This is a genomic window from Pantoea sp. X-Soil-ISGK-275 (genome assembly GCF_059730795.1).
On record NZ_AP035976.1, the window covers coordinates 914,863 to 939,865 of the forward strand.

Consider the following 25,003-nt stretch of genomic DNA (forward strand, 5'->3'; position numbering starts at 1 on the left):
TTTATTCCGCCGCTTGCGGTCTGAGTGATGAACAAATAATTTCAGCGATCTTCTCGCCCGCCGTTTTCTTTTCTATCTGCAGTTCCTCTTGCAGCACCTGTTCCCGGCGCATTTTCATTGCATCGCGCCCCGCGACAATGTTGTCAACAAAGGTGAAAATATCCTCTTCGCACCAGGCAACGTCGTAGGCGTCATAAATGAAATCTGCAGTGCGGTTTAAACCGTGGCAGGTTTCGTGGGTGAGATAGAGGATGGGTTTTTTCGACGGCAGATATTCCAGCAGGAAAGAGCCGGCGTCTGCGATGAGTGCATCGGAACGCGCAAAAGTATGGGTGTAATCATGCCCGTGATCCCACTCCAGATTGGCGTGCTGCTGCGCCGTGCTAAGTAATTGCTGATAAAGGCTACGTGCCGATGAGTTGGCTTCATTTATCCACTGGCTTAGCAGCGGATGAGGGCGAATGATCAGATGAATATTCTGACGCTCAATCAGCTTCAGGATCGCGCTGCCGTAAAGGTTGAAAGTGGTGTACATCTTCTGATCGCCCGGCAGCACGAAATGCGGTGTCCACAGGAAAGTGGTTACTGTGCGTGGCTGCGGCTTATCTGAAAGAGGGAAACGACGTTGATAGTGGTCAAATTTAGGATGGCCAGTAACGTGTACATGGCGATTTCCTGCCTGACATTGCAGTGCAAACTCAGCTTTATGTTTTTCTGAACGGGCAAATATCCACGTCGCCAGATTCTGACAGAGCAAATTATACTGATACACCATACTTTCAGCGCCAATTCCGGTGTCGAGCGCGTAAGGGATATAAGCGATCTTCACGCCGCGCTCATGCAAGTAGTCGCTGCGGAAGGCTTCGGGTCGCGCTTCGTCGTAAGGGTTTTGCAGGAACACCACATCCGGCTGACGCGCCTCCAACTGATAATCTTCAAACCCGATATAGTCGAGCCCTCTTTCACGCAGAATTTCACGCTGAATATCGCCATTAACATCGCTGGCCTTCCAGTTCAGGTAAGGCACCACCACGATGCGGCAATCGAAGACGGGATTGGCCTGCATCGCCTCAATTACCGATTCAAAATTTGTCCAACCCGGCGGCCACTGGAAGTAAAAATCGACCTTAATTGGACCGGTAGTGGAGGGCGTGAATTTGGCGGGCGCAACAATTTGACTCAACGGCTTTCTGAAGAGTGCGCGGTAATCTACCGTTCTATTTTCGATATCGCTTTTGTCGAGCCGTTGTGCGCCGGCGTTGGGGAACACGCCCAGCCACAGATCCTGCTGCATCAGGCTATTCCAGTGCACATCAAGGGCATATTGCGCCTGCGCGCCACCTTGCAATTGTGCCTGCAGCGCTGCGCGATAGTTTTCAATCAGCGTGGCGTAATAGCGGAGATTGGCGATATACGCGCAGGCGCACCACGCGAAGTTGGCGCGTACGATATAGTCCACGCTTTTCAACGGCGTGACGCGGCGATAATTGGCCGCCAGAAAAGCCACTTGCCAGTTGATTTGCGGCAGGGCGGCAAAGTAGCGGTTGAGATTGTCATAATTCGCCTGGTTTTCATCAAAGCTGAAGTCATCTTCCAGAATCAGCACCCGCTCCCAGCCGTTATCGCGTGCCATCTCCAGCGCGGCAATATGCGATTGCGTGCAGCCGATGTAGCCCTTTTCATGCTTGATCGCATTCAGACGAACGATTTTTTCAGCGGTTAGACCTAACTTTTTAAGCTGTTTAGTGATGCGGGTTAATCGGTCTTTGCGTTTCTTCAAATTGATGAAGATAACGCGATCAACAATGTTCCAGTTTATAGCGGCCATGACGATGTCTTTAGAAAGAGAATGCATGACATAAGCAATTAGCGGGCCAATTCTTAAATAAATGATTTTATTTATTATTTTTAATTAATGGCTCAATCGGGATGAAATGAATTTCCGCTTTGCGGCAGTGTAATTTCCCGATTGGTGGCCTGCGCTCGCTTCATCGCTAATTTATTATTCGCGATCATGAATATGCGCGATCTGGCTGTAAACGCCGCGCTAACGGCCATTAGACGTTGCGAATGTGGAGATATTTCGCCTAAAATCCGTGCGTCATAATAATCATTCTCGTTTGTATTCGCCTGCATCGACTTTTTTCGAGAGACCTCACTTATGAATACGCGAAACACCAATCCTTGTTTTTTCCGCCCGCGTTCGCTGGCTTGGCTTATTTCACTGACTCTGGGTACGTTCAGCGTGCAGGCGTTGGCAGAAGATACCGTGGTTGTCAGCGCCGATGGTGGCAGCGGCGTGGCGCAAGAGAATGCATGGGGCCCGTCGCCAACCATCGCGGCCAAACGCAGCGCCACCGGCACCAAAACCGATACGCCGATTGAGAAGAACCCGCAGTCGATCTCTGTGGTCACGCAGGAAGAGATGGCGATGAAAAACGTCACCAGCGTGAAAGGGGCTTTCAACTATACGCCTGGCGTATTGACCGGCAACCGCGGTAGCTCCAATGTCATCGATGCGCTTTCTATTCGCGGCTTCAGCGAAACCAACACCAATCAATATCTTGATGGCCTGAAACTGCAGGGCGATAACTACTCTGAGTTTGCTATCGATCCCTATTTCCTCGAGCGCGCCGAGCTGCTGCGCGGTCCGGTTTCAGTGCTGTACGGCAAGAGCAATCCGGGCGGCGTGGTGTCGCTGGTGAGTAAGCGTCCTACGCAGGAGACGCTGCGTGAAGTGCAGTTCCAGATGGGCACCAATAATCAGTTCTCCACCGGTTTCGACTTCGGCGGCTCGCTGGATGATGACGGCGTTTACAGCTATCGCCTGACCGGCCTCGCGCGCAGCGCTGATGCGCAGCAGGAGATGAACAAAGAGAAGCGTTACACCATTGCGCCATCGTTCAGCTGGCGTCCGGATGAGAATACGCGTTTTGATCTGCTGACCTATTTCCAGAACGAACCGGAAACCGGCTATTACGGCTGGTTGCCGCGTCAGGGCACCGTGGTGGGCATCACGCGTCCTGACGGCAGCAGTTACAAGCTGCCGACCAACTTTGATGAAGGCGAAGACAGCAACAAGATTTCGCGCAACACCAAGATGGTGGGTTACAACTTCGAGCACAGCTTCAACGATACCTGGACGGTGCGACAGAATCTGCGCTATGCGGATCTGAGAACGGATTATCGCAGTATTTATGGCAATGGTTTCATTCCCGCTACACAGCAAATCACCCGCGGTTCAGCGGTTTCTAATGAAAAGCTGAATCAGTTTGCGTTGGATAACCAGGTTCAAGCTAAATTTGCCACCGGTGCCGTGGATCATACTTTGCTGATGGGCGTGGATTATCAGCGTACCCGCAATGATATTGATGCTGCCTTTGGTAGCGCCGCACCGATCAGTGCAATCAATCCGCAATATGGCAATGACGCGGTTATCGGTACGCCATTCCCGTATCAATATCTAAACCGTCAGGAACAAACTGGCCTCTACTCCCAGGATCAAATGGAGTGGAACCGTTGGGTGCTGACATTAGGCGGTCGCTATGATTACGCGATGACCTCGGCATTGAACCGTAACGGTAATACAGAAGAGAAAAACCACGATCAGGCCTTCACCTGGCGCGGTGGTTTGAATTACGTATTTGATAACGGCATCGCGCCGTATTTCAGCTATAGCGAATCGTTTATTCCTACAGCGGGTACCACATCCAGCGGCCAAACATTCGATCCTTCACGCGCTAAGCAGTACGAAGCCGGTGTGAAATATGTGCCAAAAGATCGTCCGATTGTTATCACGGGTGCGGTCTATCAGCTCACGAAAACGAAGAACCTCACAGCCGATCCCAATAGTCTGCAATTCAGCGTGCAAGGTGGTGAAATTCGTTCACGCGGCGTGGAGTTAGAAGCCAAAGCGGCGATAAATGCCAATATCAACCTGACAGCCGCTTACTCTTATACCGATGCCGAATATACGCATGACACCTTACTGAAAGGCAAAACGCCGGTGCAGGTGCCGAAGCATATGGCATCGATATGGAGTGATTACACCTTCCACGAAACTGCGCTTTCAGGCGTAACGCTGGGTGCAGGTGTACGTTATGTCGGCGAAAGCAAAGGTATCTACAGCGCCAATGACCCGGCGAACGAGAACCAAAACTTTGACGTCGCCGGTTACACCACCGTTGATGCCGCGCTGAAATACGATCTCGCACGCTTTGGCATGCCGGGCTCCACCATCGGCGTTAACGTCAATAATCTGTTCGATCGTGAATATGTCGCCAGCTGCTACCGCGACTACGCCTGCTACTGGGGCGCTGAGCGTCAGATTGTCGGTACTGCGACTTTCCGCTTCTGATCACGTTACGTAGGTCGCCATTAATGGCGACCCTACCGATTAACCAGGGATTATCATGCAGCATCCGCACCACGCAGAAACCACCTTCAGGCTGGATAACGTCAGTTTTCGTGTGCCAGGCCGCACGCTGCTGCATCCGCTGTCTCTTACTTTTGCACCGGGCAAAGTCACCGCGCTGATTGGTCATAATGGTTCCGGCAAATCCACGCTGCTGAAAATGCTCGGTCGTCACCATGCGGCGAGTGAAGGGCGCGTGTTGCTGAATGAGGACGCGGTAGATAACTGGGGCAGCAAAGATTTTGCGCGTCAGGTGGCGTATTTGCCGCAGCAACTGCCCGCGGCGGAAGGCATGACGGTGCGCGAGCTGGTGGCGATTGGCCGCTATCCGTGGCACGGCGCGCTGGGCCGCTATGGTCAGGAAGATCGCGATCGGGTAGAAGAGGCGATTACGCTGGTGGGATTAAAGCCTTTTGCCGGGCGTCTGGTGGATAGCCTTTCTGGCGGCGAGCGCCAGCGTGCCTGGCTGGCGATGCTGGTGGCGCAGAACAGTCGCTGTCTGCTGCTGGACGAACCGACGTCGGCGCTGGATATCGCCCATCAGGTTGATGTGCTGGCGCTGATTCAGCGTCTCAGCCGCGAACGTGGGCTGACGGTGATTGCGGTGCTGCACGATCTCAACATGGCGGCGCGCTATTGCGATCGTTTGGTGGCGCTGCGCGGTGGCGAAGTGATTGCCGAAGGCGGCCCTGAGGTGATCATGCAGGCCGATGTGCTGGGCAACATTTACGGTATTCCGATGGGCATTTTGCCGCATCCGCTGGGCGGCGCGCCCGTCAGTTTCGTTTATTAAGGCCTCGCCATGTTCGACATTTCTCGCCGCCGCCTGCTGACGGCGCTGGCGCTTTCCCCCTTGATGTCCGCGTTGCCGCTGCGTGCCGCCGTGCCGGATGCGCAGCGCATTCTGGCGCTGGAGTGGCTGCCAGTGGAGCTGCTGATGGCGCTCGGCGTGACGCCACTCGGCGTGGCCGACATGCACAACTACAACATTTGGGTCGGCGATCCGCAGCTGCCGTCCGGCGTTATCGATCTCGGTCTGCGCACCGAACCCAATCTGGAGCTGATGACGCAGCTCGAACCTTCGCTCATTCTGCACTCCAATGGTTACGGCCCGGCGCTGGATAAGCTGCAGCGCATCGCGCCGACCATGGGTTTTGACCTTAATAGCGGCGACGGCAAACCGCTCAGCACCGCGCGTCACTCGCTGCAGGCGCTCGGCGCGCGTCTTGGCCGTGAAGCGCAGGCCGTGCAGCATCTGCAGTATGTGGATGAGCAGCTGGCGGCGGCGCGTGAACGCCTCAAGCCGTGGGCCGATCGTCCGGTGCTGCTGATGTCACTGATGGATAGCCGCCATGCGATTACCTTCGGTAAAAACAGCCTGTTTCTCGAGGTGATGGAGATCCTTGGCTTGAGCAATGCCTGGCAGGGTGAAACCAACTTCTGGGGCAGCGCGGTTGTTGGGCTGGAGCGGCTGGCGGAAGTAGGTGATGTGCAGGTGATCTGCTTCGATCACGATAACGATCGCGATATGCAGCAAGTGATGGCTACCGCGCTGTGGCAGGCGCTGCCGTTTGTGCGCGCGCAGCGTTTCCAGCGCGTGCCGGCGGTGTGGTATTACGGCGCGACCTATTCGGCGCTGAAATTTGTCCGCGTGCTGGAACACGCGCTGGAGTCGCACTGATGCGCAATCGTCTTTTTCCCGTCGCGCTGCTGAGTGCAGTCTTTCTGCTGGCGCTGGCCTTAACTTTTATCAATTTGCGTCAGGCGCTGCCAGGCGATCAGTGGTCTCAGGCGTTTTTCGCGCCTGACATCAACAACATCCAGCAAGTGGTGTTTCATCACAGCTTGCTGTCGCGTCTGGCGCTGTCGCTGCTGGTTGGCGCGGGCCTTGCCCTCGCCGGTTTGCTGTTTCAACAGGTGCTGCGTAATCCGCTGGCGGAACCCACCACGCTGGGCGTGTCGTCCGGCGCTCAGCTGGGGATTACCGTCGCGACGTTATGGCATTTGCCGGGCGGCGAGCTCACGCAGCAGTTTGCGGCGATGGGCGGCGCGGTGCTGGTCGGCATTCTGGTATTCGGCGTGGCCTGGGGCAAACGTTTGTCGCCAGTGACGCTGATTCTGGCTGGGCTGGTATTGAGTTTGTACGCCGGTTCGGTGAATCAAATCTTCGCTATCTTCAATCACGATCAGCTGCAAAACATGTTCCTGTGGAGCACCGGCGCACTCAATCAGCTGGATGGACACAACGTGGCCCAGCTGTGGCCGCGTCTGCTGCTGGCGTTTGTGGTGGCGCTGGCGCTGCTGCGCCCGCTGACGTTGATGGGGCTCGATGATGGCGTAGCGAAAAATCTCGGTCTGGCGCTGTCGGCGGCGCGTATTGCCGCGCTGGCGCTGGCGATTTTGCTTAGCGCGCAGTTGGTCAATGTTGCGGGCATCATCGGCTTTATCGGCCTGTTTGCGCCGCTGCTGGCGAAGATGCTCGGTGGACGTCGCCTGATTAGCCGCATGATGCTGGCCCCGTTGATTGGTGCGCTGCTGCTGTGGCTGGCCGATCAGTGCGTGCTGTGGCTCACCAGCCACTGGCGCGAAGTCTCGACCGGCACGGCGACCGCGCTGATCGGCGTGCCGATTCTGCTGTGGCTGTTGCCGCGCTTGCGTACCGGATCGGTGCCACCGGCGCTCAATCAGGGCGATAGCGTGCCGGCTGAGCGGCAGAACGTCTTGCGCTGGTGTCTGATTGGATTACTGGTTCTGGGCATATTCAGCTGGGTTGGCATTACCTTTGGTCGTGATGCGCAGGGCTTTACGTGGGTGGGCGGCGATATGCTGCATCAACTGCTGCCGTGGCGCGCACCGCGCGTATTGGCCGCGCTGATTGTCGGCATGATGCTCGGCGTGGCAGGTGCGCTGATCCAGCGTCTCACCGGCAATCCGATGGCGAGCCCTGAAGTGCTGGGCATCAGCTCGGGTGCGGCGTGTGGCGTGGTGGTGATGATGTTCTTTGTGCCGGGGGATGCGGTAGCCTGGCTGTTGCCTGCCGGTGCGCTGGGTGCGGCATTGACGCTGATGATTATTATGCTGGTGGCGAGTCGCGGCGGCTTCTCGCCAGAACGCATGTTGCTGGCGGGCATGGCGCTCAACAGCGCGTTCGTCACTATTTTGATGGTGCTGCTGGCCAGCGGCGATCCGCGCATGGGCGGCTTGCTGAGCAGGATTTCCGGTTCAACCTACAACATCAATATGCAGCAAGCGGTGCAAAGCGCGGTGGTGGGTTTGGTGCTGATTGCGCTGGCACCGCTGGCGAGTCGCTGGCTAACGTTGTTGCCACTCGGCAGCGCCACTGCGCGTTCAGCGGGTATGGCGTTGACCACCTCGCGCCTTAGCTTGCTGTTGCTGGCTGCGGCATTGACCGCCACGGCCACGTTAACTATTGGGCCGCTGAGCTTTATTGGGCTGATGGCGCCGCATATCGTGCGCATGCTTGGGTTCCGCCGTGCGTTACCGCAGGTGTTGATGGCCGGTTTGTTGGGCGGCGGTTTGATGATTTTCGCCGACTGGTGCGGCAGGATGCTGGCGTTCCCGGATCAAATTCCAGCCGGGTTGATGGCGACCTTCTTTGGTGCGCCGTATTTTATTTGGCTGTTGCGGCGGGCATAGCAGAAGGGCGCCATGTGGCGCCCTTCTTATTTTACAGTTTCGCGAAGCTGCGTCGTGCGGCATCGATGGTGCGCTGAATATCTTCTTTACTGTGCGCCAGCGACATAAAGCCGGCTTCGAAAGCGGATGGCGCGAGGTAAACGCCTTCTTCCAGCATCAGGTGGAAGAAACGCTTGAAGCGTTCCACATCACACTGAGTCACGTCCTGATAGCCGGTGACTTCATCGGCGTCGGTGAAGAAAATCCCGAACATGCCGCCAACGTGGTTGATCACCAGCGGAATGTTTTCGGCCTTCGCCGCGTCCAGCAAGCCTTGCGCTAACTGCGTGGTCAAATCGGTCAGCGTGCTATGCGTACCCGGCTGCGCAATCTGCGACAGACATGCAAAGCCCGCCGCCATGGCAATCGGGTTACCGGACAAGGTACCGGCCTGATAAACCGGACCGGTTGGCGCCAGCGCATCCATCACCTCGCGACGACCACCAAAAGCACCAACCGGCATGCCGCCACCGATGATTTTACCGAGGCAGGTCAGGTCTGGCGTCACGTCGTAATAGGCCTGAGCACCGCCCAACGCGACACGGAAGCCGGTCATTACTTCGTCGATGATCAGCAGCGCGCCGAATTCGTCACACAGCGCACGCAGGCCCGGCAGGAAGTCTGGCTGCGGTGGAATGCAGTTCATGTTGCCCGCCACCGGCTCAACGATGATGCAGGCGATATCCTCAGGATATTGCTCGAAAGCCGCACGCACGGTGCTGAGATCGTTGTAGGTGCAGGTCAGCGTGTGTTTAGCGAAATCGGCCGGTACGCCCGGCGAGTTTGGCTGTCCCAGCGTCAGCGCGCCGGAACCGGCTTTTACCAGCAGGCAATCGGCATGGCCGTGATAGCAGCCCTCGAACTTGATGATTTTGTCGCGATGGGTGAAGCCGCGCGCCAGGCGAATGGCGCTCATGGTGGCTTCGGTGCCAGAGTTAACCATGCGCACCATGTCCATGCTTGGCACCAGCTCGCACACCAGCTCGGCCATTTTCACTTCCATCTCGGTCGGCGCGCCGAAGCTCAGACCGCGCGCGGCGGCTTCAATTACCGCGTTACGGATGTTGGCGTTGTTGTGACCCAGCACCATCGGGCCCCACGAACCGACATAATCGATATAGCCTTTGCCGTCGGCGTCATACAGATACGCACCGTCAGCGCGTTCGATGAACAGCGGCACACCGCCCACACCGGTAAATGCACGTACCGGGGAGTTCACACCGCCGGGGATCAGGCGTTGCGCTGCGGCATACAGGTTTTCTGACTTACTCATTGTTCTGCTCCTGCTGTTCGGGAAAAAATCTGGCGCCATTCTACGGGAATAACGGCTTGCGCTAAAGTTTAGGGTATATACTTTCCTGCGCAGGCGGCGGCACGCAGTGTCAAGCTTGAGACTTGATTGCACTGGACGGCTGGCAGATAATAGCGAAATTAAGGTCGTTTTCTGACCTCGACGTTTACCCGGAGTAAAAGATGAGTGACGACTTAGCAGCGCTGCCTTTGCAATTCACTGATGCAGCAGCAAAAAAAGTGAAAAACCTGATTTCTGATGAAGAGAATCCCGCGCTGAAATTGCGCGTCTATATTACCGGCGGCGGTTGCAGCGGTTTCCAGTACGGCTTCACCTTTGACGATCAAATGAATGACGGCGACATGACCATCGAGAAACAAGGTGTGGCGCTGGTGGTGGATCCGATGAGCCTGCAATATCTGGTGGGCGGTTCCGTGGATTACACCGAAGGCCTGGAAGGTTCACGTTTTATCGTGACCAACCCGAATGCCAAAACCACCTGCGGTTGTGGTTCTTCCTTCAGCATCTAATACTGCTCTGGCTGCCGTTCTGGTAGCCAGATTCTTACCACTCTATTGTCACTAAACGCGCGGATTCACGGCGCGTGGCATCGCGTTTTAACACACGTTCGGTAATGCGCGGCTGCGCGCTGAAGTGGCGTCCACAATCCACGGTGGGCAGAGTGTGTTCATTCTGGCGTGAGATATCGCAACGCGAGAATAACGTTAAGGTGACGGCGATAGAGCCGGTCGACGTGGCCGCACTCAGTGGTGCAGCGATCACGAGCCCTATGGCCAGCAGCAGTGCTCTGGTCATGAATAGTTCCTGGTGAAGACAAAATTGCGCTAAGCGCTAAAAATGGGCACAGAGCATACGTGGCCGCTGCGCCTTGTATTATGATTTACGACAATTTCTGCCGGATCTTTAATCTTTAATCTTTAATGGTGCTTTTTTTCGACGGATGTAAATCTGCACACAGCTGTTTCGCTGCCAGCAGCATGCGAGGCCCCGGACGGCTCAGCCAGTCGTCATTAATGGCGATCACCGGCACATCCAGCTGCGGCTGCCAGAATTTGGTAATGCTGGCGGCGTGTGCGGCGTTACCGCCAATCACAATCGCCTGCGGATGCCGCATCAATACCTGTTCGCGGCTCACCTGCGGCCAACTGACGCTGCTATCGGCAAAAATATTCCTGCCGCCGCACAGCTCAATCATTTGGTTTTGCATGGTGTTACGCGCAGCAGTAAACAGCGGTTGCTGACCAAACTGCAAAAACAGCGCGATCGGCGTACTGTGCTGATACTGTTTACGCAGCGCCGCTTCCTGCGCGCGCAATGCCTGCGCCGCGTCAATCGCTCGCTGCGGCTGCGGACTCCAGCGCTGTAACGCCGCCAGCGCATCGATCATTTGATCAATGGTTTGCGGATCGATCCACTCAACCTTTATCCCGAAACGCTGCAGCTGTTCGATTTGCCGCTGCGGATTACCGCCACGCCACGCCAGCACCACATCCGGTTTGAGCTGCAGAATGCGTTCCACTTTGATGCCTTGCCAGTTCGCCACCTGCTCCAGCGCGTTGGCCTGCGCGGGATAATCAGAGAAGGCGCTGACGGCCAGCGGCGTAATGCCCGCGGCGAAGGCCAGTTCGGTCAGATGGGGCGAAAGCGTAATAACGCGCGGCGCGGCGGCGAACAGGCTGTTGCACAGCAGCAACAGCCCGAGCAGCAGGATTTTAGCCACGCGCCAGCTGAACCAGCAGGTTTTCTACCATCAGCGAAGACTGTTTTGCCGCAACGCTGAGGAACTCGTCGAAGCTGAGGTGTGATTCCTGATCGGCGATATCAGAAATCGCGCGCACCACCACAAACGGCACCTTGAATTGATGGCAAACGTGACCAATCGCGGTCGCTTCCATCTCCACCGCGATCGCCTGCGGGAAGGTGGTGCGGATGCGCGTCAGCGGTGCCGCGCCGTTGATAAACGCATCGCCGCTCACGACCAAACCGCGTACCGCGTTGAGGTCGAGCTGCTTGATAACCCGCTCAGCGGCGACAATCAGCTTGTCATCTGCCACGAAAGCTGCGGGGCAACCGGCCATTTGGCCGGGCTCGTAGCCGAAGGCGGTGACGTCGGCGTCGTGATAGCGCACTTCATCGGACACCACGATATCGCCCACTTTCAGCGTTGACGCTAATCCGCCAGCGGAACCGGTGTTGATCACCACATCCGGTTTGCACAGCTCGAGCAACAAGGTGGTGCCGAGCGCGGCAGCCACTTTACCGATGCCTGATTTCAGCAGCGCCACTTCAACACCGTTCAGCGTGCCGGTATAAATTTCGCAGCCGGCCAGCGTCAGTGTCTGGCGGTTTTCGATTTTGTCACGCAGCAGAGTAACTTCCTGCTCCATCGCGCCAATAATGCCTACTTTCATAAGAATCTCGCTAATTTAATGGATGTAACCCGCAAAAGTGAGGCATAGTCTAACATGGCTGATTGAGGAAGAATTCACGAAAAAATAAGGGGTAATTATGGCGGCGATTAATTTCAGGAAGAAGATCAGTTTCACCCGCCCTTATACCAGCCGCAAAGATCCCGAAGGGGAATACTTTATTACCCGCCACTTTGAAAGCGATCGCGGACGTATTATTAACTCCGCCGCGATTCGTCGTCTGCAACAGAAAACCCAGGTATTCCCGCTAGAGCGCAACGCGGCGGTGCGTTCGCGTTTGACGCACTCGCTGGAAGTGCAGCAAACCGGGCGCTATATCACCAAAGAGATTCTGCAAGCGCTGAAAACGCAGGGCGGCGGGCTGGTGAATTATGGACTGGATGAGTTCGAAGGTGCTTTCGAAAGCCTGATTGAGATGGCCTGTTTGCTGCACGATGTTGGCAATCCGCCGTTTGGTCACTTTGGTGAGGCGGCGATCAATGACTGGTTCGACGATAATCTGCCTGCCGAGCTGGTCGATCCGCTGGTGGCGGGCGTTGCCGATGAATCAGAGCGATCTGCTTTTGACCAATTAAATGCAATGATTCGTCAAGATTTATGCCATTTCGAAGGCAACGCTCAGGCGATTCGTTTGGTGCACACGCTGCTGCAACTCAATCTCAGCTATGCGCAGGTCGCCTGTATTTTGAAATATACCGCGCCCGCATGGTGGCAAGGCGATAAACCGGCTGAATTTAGCGTATTAATGAAAAAACCGGGTTTCTATTTATCTGAGCGTGAATATGTGGCTGAGTTACGCGAGGCAACAAATATAAAAGAGCACCATCGTTTTCCGCTCACCTGGATAATGGAAGCCGCCGACGATATCTCATATTGCATTGCCGATTTGGATGATGCTGTAGAAAAAGATATCTTCCATGTTGAAACGCTGTATAAGCATTTACTTGATGCCTGGGGCACGGTAAAAACCGGCGATGTATTCAGCCGCACCATCGGCGATGCCTGGAAAGAGGCTAATCAGAAAAAACGTCGCAGTATCAGCGATCAATTCTTTATGTCATTGCGGGTTAACGTGCAAAACGTGCTGGTTAGCCATGCGGTTAAGCGTTTCATCGACAACTTACCGGCTATTTTCGAAGGCAATTTTAATCACGCCTTACTGGAAGATGATGGCGAAGAAGGACGCTTGCTGAAACTGTTCAAAACGGTGGCGCGTCAGCAGGTATTTAATCATCCGGAAGTTGAACAACTGGAATTGCAGGGTTATCGGGTGATTAAAGGTCTGCTCGAAATATATCAGTCATTGCTGCTGCTGGATTACGAGCAATTTACCACCTTGATGAAGGAGGATTTTCTGGCAAAGCATCCGATTGAAACCCGGCTGTTTCATAAGCTTTCCGGTAAACATCGCAAAGCCTATCAGCAACACATGCGTTCATTAATTGTTGAGCATAAATATCAGCGCTTGTTGTGGGAACGTTATTATCGTGCGCGTTTAATTCAGGACTACATTAGCGGGATGACGGACAATTATGCCTGGGACGAATATCGTCGTTTAATGGCGGTTGAATAAACGCAGAATTGTAAAGACGAAGAACAATTTTTTACCTTTGCCTAAAACTTTATTAGGAACTTCGCGCTAAAAACTTAATCTCATCATCACGACCACAGCAATGGTCTGGCCGTAATTCTTAGAGAGACACAGATAAATGAAAAAAAACACAATTATGCTGGCGTTGGCGCTGAGTTTCGGCGCGACGGCGTTGAGCCCTGTGAGTGTATTCGCCGCAGAGACCGCTTCTTCTTCCAGTCAGCAGTTGCCAAGCCTGGCACCGATGCTGGAAAAAGTCATGCCGTCCGTGGTGAGTATCAGCGTGGAAGGTACGACGACGGTTAAAACACCGCGCATGCCACAGCAGTTCCAGCAGTTCTTTGGTGATAATTCTCCGTTCTGTCAGGACGGTTCACCGTTCCAGAGTTCGCCAATGTGCCAAAATGGCGCGGGCGGTGACGGCGGCGGCGCGGATGGCGGTGCTAACGCGCAGAAACAGCAGTTCCGTGCGCTCGGTTCCGGCGTGGTGATTAACGCGGATAAAGGCTATGTGGTGACCAACAACCACGTGGTGGATAACGCGACCAAAATTCAGGTTCAGCTCAGCGATGGCCGTCGTTACGACGCCAAAGTGATCGGTAAAGATCCGCAGTCAGATATCGCGCTGATTCAGCTGCAGGATGCGAAAAACCTCACCGCAATCAAAATTGCCGATTCTGACAACCTGCGCGTCGGTGATTACACCGTGGCGATCGGTAACCCGTACGGCCTCGGCGAAACCGTGACCTCGGGGATTGTTTCAGCGCTGGGCCGTAGCGGTCTAAACGTTGAAAACTATGAAAACTTCATCCAGACCGATGCGGCGATCAACCGGGGTAACTCCGGCGGCGCGTTGGTTAACCTTAACGGTGAGCTGATCGGGATTAACACCGCGATTCTGGCACCGGACGGCGGTAACATCGGTATCGGCTTTGCGATCCCAAGTTCAATGGTGAAAAACCTGACCGCGCAGATGGTTGAATACGGCCAGGTGAAACGCGGCGAGCTGGGTATTATGGGCACCGAGCTCAACTCTGAGCTGGCGAAAGCGATGAAAGTCGATGCGCAGCGCGGCGCCTTTGTTAGCCAGGTGCTGCCGAATTCCGCTGCGGCGAAAGCCGGCGTGAAAGCGGGTGACGTAGTGGTGTCGATGAACGGTAAAGCGCTGACCAGCTTCGCGGCGCTGCGTGCCGAAGTCGGCTCGCTGCCGGTCGGCACCAAGCTGCAGCTGGGTCTGCTGCGCGAAGGTAAACCGGTGAATGTCACGGTTGAACTGCAGCAGAGTTCGCAGGATAAAGTGCAGTCCGCCACTATTTACACCGGCATTGAAGGTGCCGATCTCAGCAATATCGATACTAACGGCCAGAAAGGCGTGCGTGTCGATAGCGTGAAGCCGGGCAGCGCAGCGGCGCGTATCGGTCTGAAGAAAGGTGACGTGATTCTGGGCGTGAACCAGCAAGCCGTGGCTAACCTTGGCGAGCTGCGTAAAGTGCTTGATACCAAACCTTCGGTGCTGGCACTGAACGTACAGCGCGGTGACAGCAGCCTTTATCTGCTGATGCAGTAAGGTTCAGGTTGTTGAAACAGGCGAGCCTCGGCTCGCCTTTTTTGTGTCTGTGCAAATGTCCGGTACTGAATGTGACGCTTACCGCAAATCCCGCATAATCCCCACGGCTATGTGCAGTTGCACAATGTCAGCGCCGTAACGGATGCGTATTCTGTCTGTTCGTCCTTATCTCCGGAGTGTTTGATGGCCACCTATCATCTCGATGCGCGACTGGCTCAGGATATTGTTGCCCGCACCATGCAAATTATTGATAGCAATGTCAACGTGATGGATGCGCGCGGTCGCATCATCGGCAGTGGCGATCGTGAACGTATTGGCGAATTGCACGAAGGCGCGCTGCTGGTGCTGTCACAAGGCCGCGTGGTGGACATCGACGAAGCGGTAGCAAAACACCTGCACGGCGTGCGTCCCGGCATTAATTTGCCGCTGCGTATTGATGGCGACATCGTTGGCGTGATCGGTTTGACCGGCCAACCTGCAACGCTGCGTCACTATGGCGAGCTGGTGTGTATGACCGCTGAAATGATGCTGGAGCAGGCGCGGTTGCTGCATATGCTGGCGCAGGACAGCCGCTTGCGTGAAGAATTGGTGCTGAATCTGGTGCGCAGCGAAACCTTATCGCCAGCGCTGAGCGAATGGGCGCAGCGGCTCGGCATCGATCTCAATCAACCGCGCGTGGTAGCGGTGGTGGAAGTGGACAGCGGCCAGCTTGGCGTCGATAGTGCCATGTCCGAGCTGCAGCAGTTGCAAACACTGCTGACCACGCCGGAGCGTGACAACCTGATTGCGATTGTTTCACTCACCGAAATGGTGGTGCTGAAACCGGCACTGAATGCGCATGGCCGCTACGATCAGGACGATCATCGCCGCCGCGTGGATCAACTGCTGCAACGCATGAAAGAGAGTGGACAGGTGCGGATGCGTATCGCGCTCGGCAACTACTTTACCGGTCCCGGCAGCATCGCACGTTCGTACCGTACCGCGCGCACCACCATGATGGTGGGCAAACAGCGCATGCCGGAACAGCGCAGCTATTTTTATCAGGATCTGGTGCTGCCGGTGCTGCTCGACAGTTTACGCGGCGGCTGGCAGGCCAACGAACTGGCGCGCCCGCTGGCGAAGCTGAAAAGTATGGATAACAATGGCTTGCTGCGACGCACGTTGGTGGCGTGGTTCAGTCATAACGTACAACCGAGCGCTACGGCGCGCGCGCTGTTTATTCACCGCAACACGCTGGAGTATCGCCTCAATCGAATTTCCGAGCTTACCGGACTCGATCTGGGCAACTTTGACGATCGTTTGCTGCTGTATGTGGCGCTCCAACTGGATGAGCAGAGTTAATGAGGAACTTGTGGATTGCGTTGCTGTGGCTGTATAGCGCGCTAGGTGTGGCTAACGATCCGGCTTTTCTCTCTTTAAACGATCTTCAGCGGGTTAAGCAGCAGTTGGCACAACATCAGGCGGCGCCGCCCACGCTCGATGCCTGGCATCAGTTAAAGCAGCAGGCGGATAACGCGCTGAAGCACCCCAATCCCAGTGTCACTGACAAAGGAATGCTGCCACCGAGCGGCTCGAAGCAGGATTATTTAAGCCTGAGCGCCTATTGGTGGCCGGATGCTAGCAGCGCCGACGGCTTGCCGTGGCAGCGTCGCGACGGTGTAGTGAATCCCGCCAGTAAGAATGATCAAAGTGATGGCGTGCGGCTGGCGCGCTTTACCGCTGATTTTCAGGCACTGACGTTGGCCTGGTATTTCTCTGGCGATCAACGTTATGCCGATAAAGCGCTGGCGATGATGCGCCACTGGTTTATCGATCCCACCAGCCGCATGCATCCGAATCTAAACTTTGCGCAGGGTATTCCGGGCCGATCCGCAGGTCGCCATGATGGCGTGCTGGATGGACGCTACTTTGCCACGCGCGTGGTGGATGCGCTAACTTTGCTGCGTAATGCGCCCGGTTGGCAGCCAGCCGATCAGCAGGCGATGCAGTTATGGTTTAGCGAGTATCTGCACTGGCTATGGCACAATCCGTTAGCGCTGCAAGAAGCGGCGGCGGCGAATAATCATGGCAGTTGGTACTGCACGCAGGTGGCGGGAATTGCGTGGTATCTGGGCGATCGTGAGACGGTTAAAGCGATGGTGGAATTGGCGCGCAGTAAAATTGCGCTGCAAATCCGTGCCGATGGCAGCCAGCCTGCAGAGTTAGCGCGCACGCGATCCTTCCATTACAGCTACTTCAATCTGCAGGCGCTGACGGCATTGGCGCAGTTGGCTGGTAAAGCTGGATTGGGTGATTTGTGGCATAGCAGGCAACAGCAAAGCGGCTCATTGCTGGATGCGCTCGACATGGTGGCGCCGTACAGCGATGCCAGTAAAGTCTGGCCGTGGAAAAACCGCGATCGGGTGAGCCAACGCATCATTCCCTTGCTTTCAATGGCCGACAACAGTTTGCAGCAGCCGCGTTATCAGCAGTGGATCAGGCAGACGCATTGGAAAGATCAAAACAGCGGGGCGGTGATGCAGGCACAGCGCGATACTTGGCTGCTTTCGTTGCCTTATCAGCAGCCATAAAAAAGGCCAGCATTCGCTGGCCTTTTTTCAAATGCGAACCATTATTTATTGCGGGTCAGCTGATCGAGGTCTGATTCGATCTCGGCGATCTTGTTAGAAACCACGCTTTCCAGATGGCGCAGATCCGCCAGAATTTTACGCTTCAGATCCACTTCAACCTGGTCGCGCTGGCAAATCTGGTCCAGCTCATCGATCACGTAACGCAGGTTCGGGCTGATTTCCTGCACTTCTTTGTAACCCTGGCTGGTGTGATCGGCGACGACGGTTTTGCGCTGGCGTGGGTATTTGAATTTCACGCTTTTCGCGAAGAATTCACCTTTGTCTTTGCGGAAGTAGATTTTAAGAATGTCGTTGTTAGCTTCCTGACGCAGGCTATAACGGTCGATGTCTTCAGGAGAGCTGATACCTAAGCTTTTCAGGTTGTCGTACATAGCGTTTATATTCCATCTAAGAGTGGGTGAGCGCGCAGGACTATCATCATCATTCGGGATGCAGCTGAAACACGGCAACCGGAACGCTTACGGCATACTTAATCAACTGTAGACACAAAAACCGGGATGAACAGTGCGCGACCGGAGTTAACTTGGCGCGGATTATGAACTGTTTGAAAAATAAACGCACGTGTTAATTCGCGGCGCGAAACAGGTAATTCAGGCGGGAGTGTAAACAAATAATTACGGGCCCGTAGCCAGGCCCGTTGGGAAGATTTACAGGCAGGAAAAGCTTAGTCGATGCTGCGCAGCAATTCGTTAATACCTGTTTTGCTAAGGGTTTTAGCGTCAACTTTCTTCACGATCACCGCGCAATACAGGCTGTAGCTACCGTCTTTTGATGGCAGGTTGCCTGAAACCACTACCGAACCCGCCGGTACGCGACCGTAATGCACTTCGCCGGTTTCGCGGTCAAAGATTTTGGTGCTCTGGCCGATGTAAACGCCCATTGAGATCACTGAACCTTCTTCAACAATCACGCCTTCAACGATTTCTGAGCGCGCGCCGATGAAGCAGTTATCTTCGATGATGGTTGGATTCGCCTGCAGCGGCTCCAGCACGCCACCGATGCCCACGCCGCCTGACAGGTGGACGTTTTTGCCGATCTGCGCGCAAGAACCTACGGTCGCCCAGGTATCAACCATGGTGCCTTCATCAACGTAAGCGCCGATGTTGACGTAAGAAGGCATCAGCACGGTGTTACGCGCGATGAATGCGCCCTGACGCACAGCAGCCGGTGGCACTACGCGGAAACCAGCGTTTTTGAAACGTGCTTCATCCCAGCCCGCAAACTTCATTGGCACTTTGTCGTAGAAGCGGGTTTCAGAACCTTCCATGACCTGGTTGTCGTTGATGCGGAATGACAACAGCACCGCTTTCTTCAGCCACTGATGCGTTACCCACTCACCGTTGATCTTTTCAGACACGCGCAGTTCACCGCTATCCAGCAGGCCGATAACCTGGGTGATAGCATCGCGGGTCGCGCTGTCTACGCCAGATGGCGTGATGTCGGCGCGGCGCTCAAAGGCAGATTCGATAACGCTCTGTAACTGTTGCATATTTATTTCCTGATTCTGTCATAACGGATGTCCGTAAATTCGGACATGATTAATATGTCTACCCTAAATCATTCAAGCTGCAGGAAGGCGGCGACGCAGCGAGAGCCTGGGAGCATACATCAGTATGTGACCAGGTCGAGCGAGGAAAGCCAACGCCCCTGCGGTTTGAATGATGACGGGTAGATCACAGTTTATCGTTTGGATTAAGGGCCTCTGTCAACCTCTGTTGCAACACATTGCGCATTTCCACCCCAAGCGCACGCCGCTCACTATCGGCGAGGATGAAAAGATCTTCCACCCGTTCACCAATTGTACTGATGCGTGCGCCATGCAGCGACACGCCCAAATCGGCAAATACTTCACCCACGCGCGCCAGCAAGCCGGGCTGATCGAGCGCGACCAATTCCAGATAGCTGCGGCGGTCGGTGTGCGTCGGCAGGAAATTGACTTCGGTATCGACACTGAAATGCTTGAGGCGCGCGGACTGACGGCGCGTGCGCGGCGGCACCCATTCGTTTTGCGTGATGGCTTGTTCCAGCGCCTGAATGATCAGCGGATGGCGATCGGCGGCCAGCGGGCTGCCATCTGGCTCCAGCACAATAAAGGTGTCCATTGCCATGCCATCGCGGCTGGTAAAGATCTGCGCATCATGCACGCTGAGATTGCGGCGATCCAACTCGCCGGCCACCGCGGCAAACAGGTGCGGACGATCCGGGCTCCAGATAAAGATCTCGGTACCGCCGCGTGTGGCCTGCGGGCTGACCAGCACCAGCGGTTTGTTGAGATCGTGGTGAATCAAATGGCGCGCATGCCAGGCGAGCTGATTCGGCGTGTGGCGCAGGAAATAGTCGGCGCGGCAACGGCTCCAGATATGGTGCAAACGCTCTTCGTCGAGGTTTTCCATGCGCAGCAGCGCCAGTGCTTGCAAGCGATGATGACGTACGCGTTCGCGCAGATCCGGGCTGTTTTCCATGCCGCGGCGCAGCTGTTTTTCGGTGGCGAAGAACAGCTCGCGCAACAGGCTCTGCTTCCAGCTATTCCACAAGCTTTCATTGGTGGCGCAGATATCGGAAACCGTCAGGCACGCCAGATAGCGCAGACGGTTTTCGTTCTGCATCACTTCGGCGAACTGCTGAATGACAGTCGGATCCTGAATGTCGCGGCGCTGCGCGGTCACTGACATCAATAAATGATGGCGAACCAGCCAGGCAACCAGCTGGGTTTCGCGGGAGTTGAGGCCATGTAATTCGGCGAAGTCGAGCGCATCCTGCGCGCCGAGAATTGAGTGATCGCCGTTGCGGCCTTTGGCGATATCGTGCAGCAGCGCGGCCATCAGCAACAGTTCCGGTTGCGGCAGGCGCGGCCAGAGTTCAACGCACAGCGGATGCATCGGGCGCGTGGCTTCGTCGGCAAAACTTTCCAGCTTTTGCAGCACGCGAATGGTGTGCTCATCCACCGTGTAAGCGTGGAACAGATCGAACTGCATCTGGCCGACGATGTTGCCCCACAGCGGCGTATACGCCCACAACACGCTGTGACGATGCATCGGCACCAGCGCGCGCTTTACCGCACCCGGATGGCGCAGAATCGCCATAAAGGTTTCACGCGCTTCAGGAATCTGGCACAGCGGCTGTTTAAGATGGCGACGCGCATAGCGCAGCTGCCGCAGCGTGGTGGAGTAGATGCCTTTGATGTTTTCGTTACGCACCATCACGTAGAACATCCGCAGGATGGCTTGCGGCTCACGCTCAAACAGCGTGAGATCGCGCAGGTCGATCAGGTCACCGCGAATCTGGAAATCGTCATCAATGTTGCGCGGCTTTTCGGTGGTCGACAGCGCCAGAATCGCTTCATCGAACAGCTGCAGCAGCATCTGATTGAGTTCGCCGATGCGGCGCGTGACGCGGTAGAAGTCCTTCATCATGCGCTCAACCGGCTCGTTGACTTCGCCCAGATAGTTGAGGCGCTGAGCGACGGTCAGCTGGCGATCGAACAGCAGGCGGTTGTCATAACGTGTCAGCGTTAAGTGCAGCGCAAAACGAATGCGCCACAAAAATTCCTGACACTCATTGATTTCATTGCGTTCCGCTTCGGTAATAAAGCCGAATCCGACCATTTCATCCATGGTGGTGGCGCCAAAGTGACGGCGCGCCACCCATTGCAGCGTGTGAATGTCGCGCAGGCCGCCGGGGCTGCTTTTGATATCCGGTTCGAGGTTATAACTGGTGCCGTGATAACGCTGGTGGCGCTCCTGCTGCTCTTCAATTTTGGCGGCGAAGAAGCGTGACGACGGCCAGAAGCCATCGCTGAAGATGTTCTTTTGCAGTTCAAGAAACAGCGCTACATCGCCGGTGAGCATGCGCGATTCGATCAGGTTGGTGGCGACCGTAAGATCGGATAAGCCTTCCAGCAGGCACTCTTCCAGCGTACGTACGCTGTGACCGACTTCCAGCTTCAAATCCCACATCAGCGTTAGCAGCTCGCTGGTGCGCTGCGCGGCCGCGTCATCCAGCGGCTGGCGGCTGAGGATCAGCACATCAATATCGGAGAGCGGATGCAGTTCGCCGCGACCATAGCCGCCAACGGCAACCAGCGCGATCTCCTTCATCTGGTCGAAACCAAAGAAGCGCCACAGGCGACGCAATAAGCGGTCGATAAACAGCGTGCGCGCATCAATCAGGGATTCGATATCGGTGCCCGCATCAAATGCGATACCCAGATGCTGCTGGAATTGCTCGAGATACTGTTTGAGCTTGTCGCGCGTCAGGGCGTCATCGGGCCAGCTGGCGGGGGAATCGGTCAGGCCTTTGTGTACTGCTTCGGTCACGCTACCACTCATCAACATGCCTCTTCATTACGCACATAAAAAAGGCCAGCTATAAGCCGGCCTGGTACTGTCAGCGAGATGATTACGCGACGTTTTCGAGCACCGCTGGAATGGTGTCGTCTTCACGCAGCGTCAGAATCTCACAGCCGTTTTCTGTCACCACAATAGTATGCTCATACTGCGCGGACAAGCTGCGATCTTTGGTTTTCACGGTCCAGCCATCCTTCATGGTGCGGATGCGGTAATCACCGGCATTGACCATTGGTTCGATGGTGAAGGTCATGCCCGCTTGCAACACCACGCCGCTGTCATCCGCGTCGTAATGCAGGACCTGCGGTTCTTCATGGAAACCTTTGCCGATGCCGTGACCGCAATATTCGCGCACCACGGAGAAATCTTGCGCTTCGACATACTGCTGAATCGCGCGGCCCAGCTCACGCAGACGAATACCTGGTTTCACCAAACGCAACGCGATATAAAGACTTTCCTGAGTAACGCGACACAGGCGCTCGCCCTGAATGGTCGCTTTACCGACGATGAACATTTTTGAGGTATCGCCGTGATACTCATCTTTGATCACCGTGACATCGACGTTCACCACGTCGCCATCTTTCAGCACGCGATCGTCACTCGGAATACCGTGACAGACCACTTCATTCACCGAAATACACACCGATTTCGGGAAGCCGTGATAGCCGAGGCAGGCGGAAATCGCCTGCTGCTTCTGCGTGATGTGTTCGTGGCAGAGACGATCCAGTTCACCGGTGGTGACGCCAGGCACCACGTGCGGTGCAATCATCTCCAGCACTTCAGCGGCAAGACGGCCCGCCACGCGCATTTTTTCGATTTCTTCAGGGGTTTTAATTGAAATAGCCATTAAATTAATCCGCAATCGTCGAAATTTTCGACAATAATGAGTTCTGTGGCAGTCATGTTAGCAGCCAGCAAAAGGGCTGCCAAATGGCGATTGTCTGCGCCTGCGGCGCTCAACTACTATTGGCGTATTCCTGCGCATTGTGGTATAAAGCGCGCCGACGATTCTCTGTCACCGACGTTTGGCTGGCAGGAAACGCATAAAACTCATTATGTGTACTAAAACACACATGTATCGACACATACGCCGGGGTGCCTTGAAAGAGGTCGGTCGTATGGGATACATGGAGGCCCAACCCCAAATCAAACTTTAGAGGTAATCATGGCAACTGTTTCAATGCGCGACATGCTCAAGGCTGGTGTTCACTTTGGTCACCAGACCCGTTACTGGAACCCGAAAATGAAGCCATTCATCTTCGGCGCACGTAACAAGGTTCACATCATCAACCTCGAGCAGACTGTGCCAATGTTCAACGACGCCTTGGCTGAGTTGAAAAAGATCTCTTCCCGTAAAGGTAAGATTCTGATCGTTGGTACTAAGCGCGCTGCTGCCGAAGCGGTAAAAGAGTCAGCTCTGAGCTGCGACCAGTTCTTCGTAAACCACCGCTGGTTGGGTGGCATGCTGACTAACTGGAAAACCGTTCGTCAGTCAATCAAACGCCTGAAAGATCTTGAGTCTCAGTCTCAGGACGGTACTTTCGACAAACTGACCAAGAAAGAAGCGCTGATGCGCACTCGCGAACTGGCCAAGCTGGAAAACAGCCTGGGCGGTATCAAAGATATGGGCGGTCTGCCGGATGCACTGTTCGTTGTTGACGCTGATCACGAGCACATCGCTATCAAAGAAGCAAACAACCTGGGTATCCCAGTATTTGCTATCGTTGATACCAACTCTGATCCAGACGGCGTTGACTTCGTTATCCCAGGTAACGACGATGCGATCCGTGCTGTAAGCCTGTACCTGACTGCCGTTGCCACTACCGTGCGCGAAGGCCGTTCACAGGATCTGGCTGAGCAGGCTGAAGAAGCTGCTGAAGCTTAATAAGGTTCGCTCTTTCTAAGAGCCCTTAGACATCAGATGTTATCTGTTAAGGGGGCCGTTCAGGCCCCTTTATTTTATCTAAGTCTGTCACGCTCACTGCAGAGCGAGCGGGGCAGAGTAAATTTTCCGCAACAAGTTTCTGACAGTGTGTGAGCACACAGAGACGAATCGAGGATTCTGGAATGGCTGATATTACCGCTGCATTGGTAAAAGAACTGCGTGAGCGTACTGGCGCAGGCATGATGGACTGCAAAAAAGCGCTGACCGAAGCGAACGGCGACATCGAGCTGGCGATTGAGAACATGCGCAAATCTGGCGCAATCAAAGCCGCTAAGAAAGCAGGCAACGTTGCTGCTGATGGCGTGATCAAAACCAAAATCGCTGACGGCTTCGCGGCGATCCTGGAAGTAAACTGCCAGACCGACTTCGTTGCTAAAGATGGCGGTTTCCTGGCGTTTGTTGAAAAGGTTCTGGATGCAGCTGTCGCTGGCAAAGTTACCGATGTGGAAGTTCTGAAAGCGCAGTTCGAAGAAGAACGCGTAGCGCTGGTTGCGAAAATCGGTGAGAACATCAACATCCGTCGTGTTGCTATCCTGGAAGGCGCTGAGCTGAACAGCTATCAGCATGGCGCACGTATCGGTGTGGTTGTTTCTACCACCGGTGCTGACGAAGAACTGAGCAAGCAAGTTGCTATGCACATCGCTGCAAGCAAGCCAGAATTCGTTAAGCCAGAAAACGTGTCTGCAGACGTGGTTGAGAAAGAGTACCAGGTTCAGCTGGACATCGCCATGCAGTCTGGCAAGCCAAAAGAAATCGCAGAGAAAATGGTTGAAGGCCGCATGAAGAAATTCACCGGCGAAGTTTCTCTGACCGGCCAGGCTTTCGTTATCGATCCAAGCAAAACCGTTGGCCAGGCGTTGAAAGAGAAAAACGCTGACGTCATCAACTTCATCCGCTTCGAAGTGGGTGAAGGCATTGAGAAAGTTGAAGCTGACTTCGCAGCAGAAGTTGCTGCAATGTCCAAACAGTCTTAATGGTCCGAAAGAACCGCCACAAGGCGGTTCTTTTTTGTCTGCGATTTAGTGCAGCACTTTCAGTCTCATCCCAATAGCTTTTCTCGCGGGCTTTGCGGA

20 protein-coding genes are annotated in these 25,003 nt (G+C 55.1%); 11 read left to right on the forward strand and 9 right to left on the reverse strand.

The window, feature by feature from the left end; all coding sequences use genetic code 11:
- Position 1: 1 nt before the first annotated feature.
- Positions 2-1,828 (reverse strand): glycosyltransferase family 25 protein, encoded by a 1,827-nt coding sequence (locus AC6I8A_RS04095; RefSeq protein ID WP_265301261.1) that lies wholly within the window; start codon positions 1,826-1,828, stop codon positions 2-4.
- A gap of 333 nt (positions 1,829-2,161) precedes the next feature.
- On the opposite strand from AC6I8A_RS04095, the gene fhuA reads away from it, so the two are divergent.
- From fhuA to fhuB, 4 genes are read left to right on the forward strand one after another with little or no spacing between them, the layout of a single operon-like run.
- Complete coding sequence (gene fhuA, locus AC6I8A_RS04100; RefSeq protein WP_265301262.1) at positions 2,162-4,357, forward strand: ferrichrome porin FhuA; 2,196 nt, start codon at positions 2,162-2,164, stop codon at positions 4,355-4,357.
- A 55-nt stretch (positions 4,358-4,412) separates the two neighbouring features.
- Positions 4,413-5,207, forward strand: a complete 795-nt coding sequence (gene fhuC / locus AC6I8A_RS04105) for a Fe3+-hydroxamate ABC transporter ATP-binding protein FhuC (protein WP_007888799.1) — start codon at positions 4,413-4,415, stop codon at positions 5,205-5,207.
- 9 nt (positions 5,208-5,216) lie between these two features.
- Positions 5,217-6,095, forward strand: a complete 879-nt coding sequence (gene fhuD / locus AC6I8A_RS04110; protein WP_265301265.1) for a Fe(3+)-hydroxamate ABC transporter substrate-binding protein FhuD — start codon at positions 5,217-5,219, stop codon at positions 6,093-6,095.
- The gene (fhuB, locus tag AC6I8A_RS04115; RefSeq protein WP_497818072.1) at positions 6,095-8,071 is read left to right on the forward strand and encodes a Fe(3+)-hydroxamate ABC transporter permease FhuB; all 1,977 of its coding nucleotides are present in this window, start codon (positions 6,095-6,097) and stop codon (positions 8,069-8,071) included. Before fhuD ends, fhuB begins: the two co-directional genes overlap by 1 nt.
- Positions 8,072-8,102: 31 nt before the next feature.
- On the opposite strand, the gene hemL is transcribed toward fhuB, so the two are convergent.
- Positions 8,103-9,383, reverse strand: coding sequence for a glutamate-1-semialdehyde 2,1-aminomutase (gene hemL / locus AC6I8A_RS04120; protein ID WP_265301269.1), 1,281 nt, complete (start codon positions 9,381-9,383; stop codon positions 8,103-8,105).
- A gap of 200 nt (positions 9,384-9,583) precedes the next feature.
- On the opposite strand from hemL, the gene erpA reads away from it, so the two are divergent.
- The gene (gene erpA / locus AC6I8A_RS04125) at positions 9,584-9,931 is read left to right on the forward strand and encodes an iron-sulfur cluster insertion protein ErpA (protein WP_256695652.1); all 348 of its coding nucleotides are present in this window, start codon (positions 9,584-9,586) and stop codon (positions 9,929-9,931) included.
- Between the two features lie 34 nt (positions 9,932-9,965).
- Here the strand turns inward: erpA and AC6I8A_RS04130 are convergent, their stop codons facing one another.
- From AC6I8A_RS04130 to mtnN, 3 genes are all read right to left on the reverse strand, one after another.
- Positions 9,966-10,217: a hypothetical protein gene (locus tag AC6I8A_RS04130; RefSeq protein ID WP_008108497.1), complete on the reverse strand. Its 252-nt coding sequence runs from the start codon at positions 10,215-10,217 to the stop codon at positions 9,966-9,968.
- Between the two features lie 115 nt (positions 10,218-10,332).
- Entirely contained in the window at positions 10,333-11,142 is an 810-nt protein-coding gene (gene btuF / locus AC6I8A_RS04135; RefSeq protein WP_497818073.1) for a vitamin B12 ABC transporter substrate-binding protein BtuF, read from the reverse strand.
- Positions 11,135-11,833, reverse strand: a complete 699-nt coding sequence (mtnN, locus tag AC6I8A_RS04140; protein WP_497818074.1) for a 5'-methylthioadenosine/S-adenosylhomocysteine nucleosidase — start codon at positions 11,831-11,833, stop codon at positions 11,135-11,137. Before mtnN ends, btuF begins: the two co-directional genes overlap by 8 nt.
- Positions 11,834-11,930: 97 nt before the next feature.
- On the opposite strand from mtnN, the gene dgt reads away from it, so the two are divergent.
- The 4 genes from dgt (at position 11,931) to AC6I8A_RS04160 (ending at position 17,579) form a co-directional block, all read left to right on the forward strand.
- A complete protein-coding gene (dgt, locus tag AC6I8A_RS04145) occupies positions 11,931-13,424 on the forward strand; it encodes a dGTPase (RefSeq protein ID WP_497818075.1) in 1,494 nt (497 codons plus the stop codon).
- A 136-nt stretch (positions 13,425-13,560) separates the two neighbouring features.
- Positions 13,561-15,009 (forward strand): serine endoprotease DegP, encoded by a 1,449-nt coding sequence (gene degP, locus AC6I8A_RS04150; protein WP_008108493.1) that lies wholly within the window; start codon positions 13,561-13,563, stop codon positions 15,007-15,009.
- Positions 15,010-15,192: 183 nt separating this feature from the next.
- A complete protein-coding gene (locus AC6I8A_RS04155; protein ID WP_061718082.1) occupies positions 15,193-16,350 on the forward strand; it encodes a CdaR family transcriptional regulator in 1,158 nt (385 codons plus the stop codon).
- Positions 16,350-17,579, forward strand: coding sequence for an alginate lyase family protein (locus AC6I8A_RS04160; RefSeq protein ID WP_497818076.1), 1,230 nt, complete (start codon positions 16,350-16,352; stop codon positions 17,577-17,579). The genes AC6I8A_RS04155 and AC6I8A_RS04160 overlap by 1 nt, the downstream gene beginning before the upstream one ends.
- A gap of 41 nt (positions 17,580-17,620) precedes the next feature.
- Here the strand turns inward: AC6I8A_RS04160 and AC6I8A_RS04165 are convergent, their stop codons facing one another.
- The 4 genes from AC6I8A_RS04165 to map form a co-directional block, all read right to left on the reverse strand.
- Positions 17,621-18,010 (reverse strand): DUF3461 family protein, encoded by a 390-nt coding sequence (locus AC6I8A_RS04165; RefSeq protein WP_008108490.1) that lies wholly within the window; start codon positions 18,008-18,010, stop codon positions 17,621-17,623.
- 293 nt (positions 18,011-18,303) lie between these two features.
- Complete coding sequence (gene dapD, locus AC6I8A_RS04170) at positions 18,304-19,128, reverse strand: 2,3,4,5-tetrahydropyridine-2,6-dicarboxylate N-succinyltransferase (RefSeq protein WP_256695661.1); 825 nt, start codon at positions 19,126-19,128, stop codon at positions 18,304-18,306.
- Positions 19,129-19,312: 184 nt separating this feature from the next.
- Entirely contained in the window at positions 19,313-21,967 is a 2,655-nt protein-coding gene (gene glnD, locus AC6I8A_RS04175; RefSeq protein WP_008108488.1) for a bifunctional uridylyltransferase/uridylyl-removing protein GlnD, read from the reverse strand.
- A 70-nt stretch (positions 21,968-22,037) separates the two neighbouring features.
- Entirely contained in the window at positions 22,038-22,832 is a 795-nt protein-coding gene (map, locus tag AC6I8A_RS04180) for a type I methionyl aminopeptidase (RefSeq protein WP_008108487.1), read from the reverse strand.
- Between the two features lie 318 nt (positions 22,833-23,150).
- Here map and rpsB point away from each other — a divergent pair, with 318 nt between their 5' ends.
- Both rpsB and tsf read left to right on the forward strand, forming a co-directional pair.
- Positions 23,151-23,870, forward strand: coding sequence for a 30S ribosomal protein S2 (rpsB, locus tag AC6I8A_RS04185; RefSeq protein ID WP_007893898.1), 720 nt, complete (start codon positions 23,151-23,153; stop codon positions 23,868-23,870).
- Positions 23,871-24,052: 182 nt separating this feature from the next.
- Entirely contained in the window at positions 24,053-24,904 is an 852-nt protein-coding gene (gene tsf, locus AC6I8A_RS04190; RefSeq protein ID WP_256695662.1) for a translation elongation factor Ts, read from the forward strand.
- The last annotated feature ends 99 nt before the right edge of the window (positions 24,905-25,003 follow it).

Bases quoted from the DNA above. Each gene is read 5' to 3' on its own strand.
- AC6I8A_RS04095 (WP_265301261.1), bottom strand. From the start codon at position 1,828: ATGGCCGCTATAAACTGGAACATTGTTGATCGCGTTATCTTCATCAAT.
- dapD (WP_256695661.1), bottom strand. From the start codon at position 19,128: ATGCAACAGTTACAGAGCGTTATCGAATCTGCCTTTGAGCGCCGCGCC.
- hemL (WP_265301269.1), bottom strand. From the start codon at position 9,383: ATGAGTAAGTCAGAAAACCTGTATGCCGCAGCGCAACGCCTGATCCCC.
- fhuA (WP_265301262.1), top strand. From the start codon at position 2,162: ATGAATACGCGAAACACCAATCCTTGTTTTTTCCGCCCGCGTTCGCTG.
- tsf (WP_256695662.1), top strand. From the start codon at position 24,053: ATGGCTGATATTACCGCTGCATTGGTAAAAGAACTGCGTGAGCGTACT.
- degP (WP_008108493.1), top strand. From the start codon at position 13,561: ATGAAAAAAAACACAATTATGCTGGCGTTGGCGCTGAGTTTCGGCGCG.
- fhuB (WP_497818072.1), top strand. From the start codon at position 6,095: ATGCGCAATCGTCTTTTTCCCGTCGCGCTGCTGAGTGCAGTCTTTCTG.
- mtnN (WP_497818074.1), bottom strand. From the start codon at position 11,833: ATGAAAGTAGGCATTATTGGCGCGATGGAGCAGGAAGTTACTCTGCTG.
- dgt (WP_497818075.1), top strand. From the start codon at position 11,931: ATGGCGGCGATTAATTTCAGGAAGAAGATCAGTTTCACCCGCCCTTAT.
- erpA (WP_256695652.1), top strand. From the start codon at position 9,584: ATGAGTGACGACTTAGCAGCGCTGCCTTTGCAATTCACTGATGCAGCA.
- AC6I8A_RS04155 (WP_061718082.1), top strand. From the start codon at position 15,193: ATGGCCACCTATCATCTCGATGCGCGACTGGCTCAGGATATTGTTGCC.
- glnD (WP_008108488.1), bottom strand. From the start codon at position 21,967: ATGAGTGGTAGCGTGACCGAAGCAGTACACAAAGGCCTGACCGATTCC.
- fhuC (WP_007888799.1), top strand. From the start codon at position 4,413: ATGCAGCATCCGCACCACGCAGAAACCACCTTCAGGCTGGATAACGTC.
- fhuD (WP_265301265.1), top strand. From the start codon at position 5,217: ATGTTCGACATTTCTCGCCGCCGCCTGCTGACGGCGCTGGCGCTTTCC.
- AC6I8A_RS04130 (WP_008108497.1), bottom strand. From the start codon at position 10,217: ATGACCAGAGCACTGCTGCTGGCCATAGGGCTCGTGATCGCTGCACCA.
- map (WP_008108487.1), bottom strand. From the start codon at position 22,832: ATGGCTATTTCAATTAAAACCCCTGAAGAAATCGAAAAAATGCGCGTG.
- AC6I8A_RS04160 (WP_497818076.1), top strand. From the start codon at position 16,350: ATGAGGAACTTGTGGATTGCGTTGCTGTGGCTGTATAGCGCGCTAGGT.
- rpsB (WP_007893898.1), top strand. From the start codon at position 23,151: ATGGCAACTGTTTCAATGCGCGACATGCTCAAGGCTGGTGTTCACTTT.
- AC6I8A_RS04165 (WP_008108490.1), bottom strand. From the start codon at position 18,010: ATGTACGACAACCTGAAAAGCTTAGGTATCAGCTCTCCTGAAGACATC.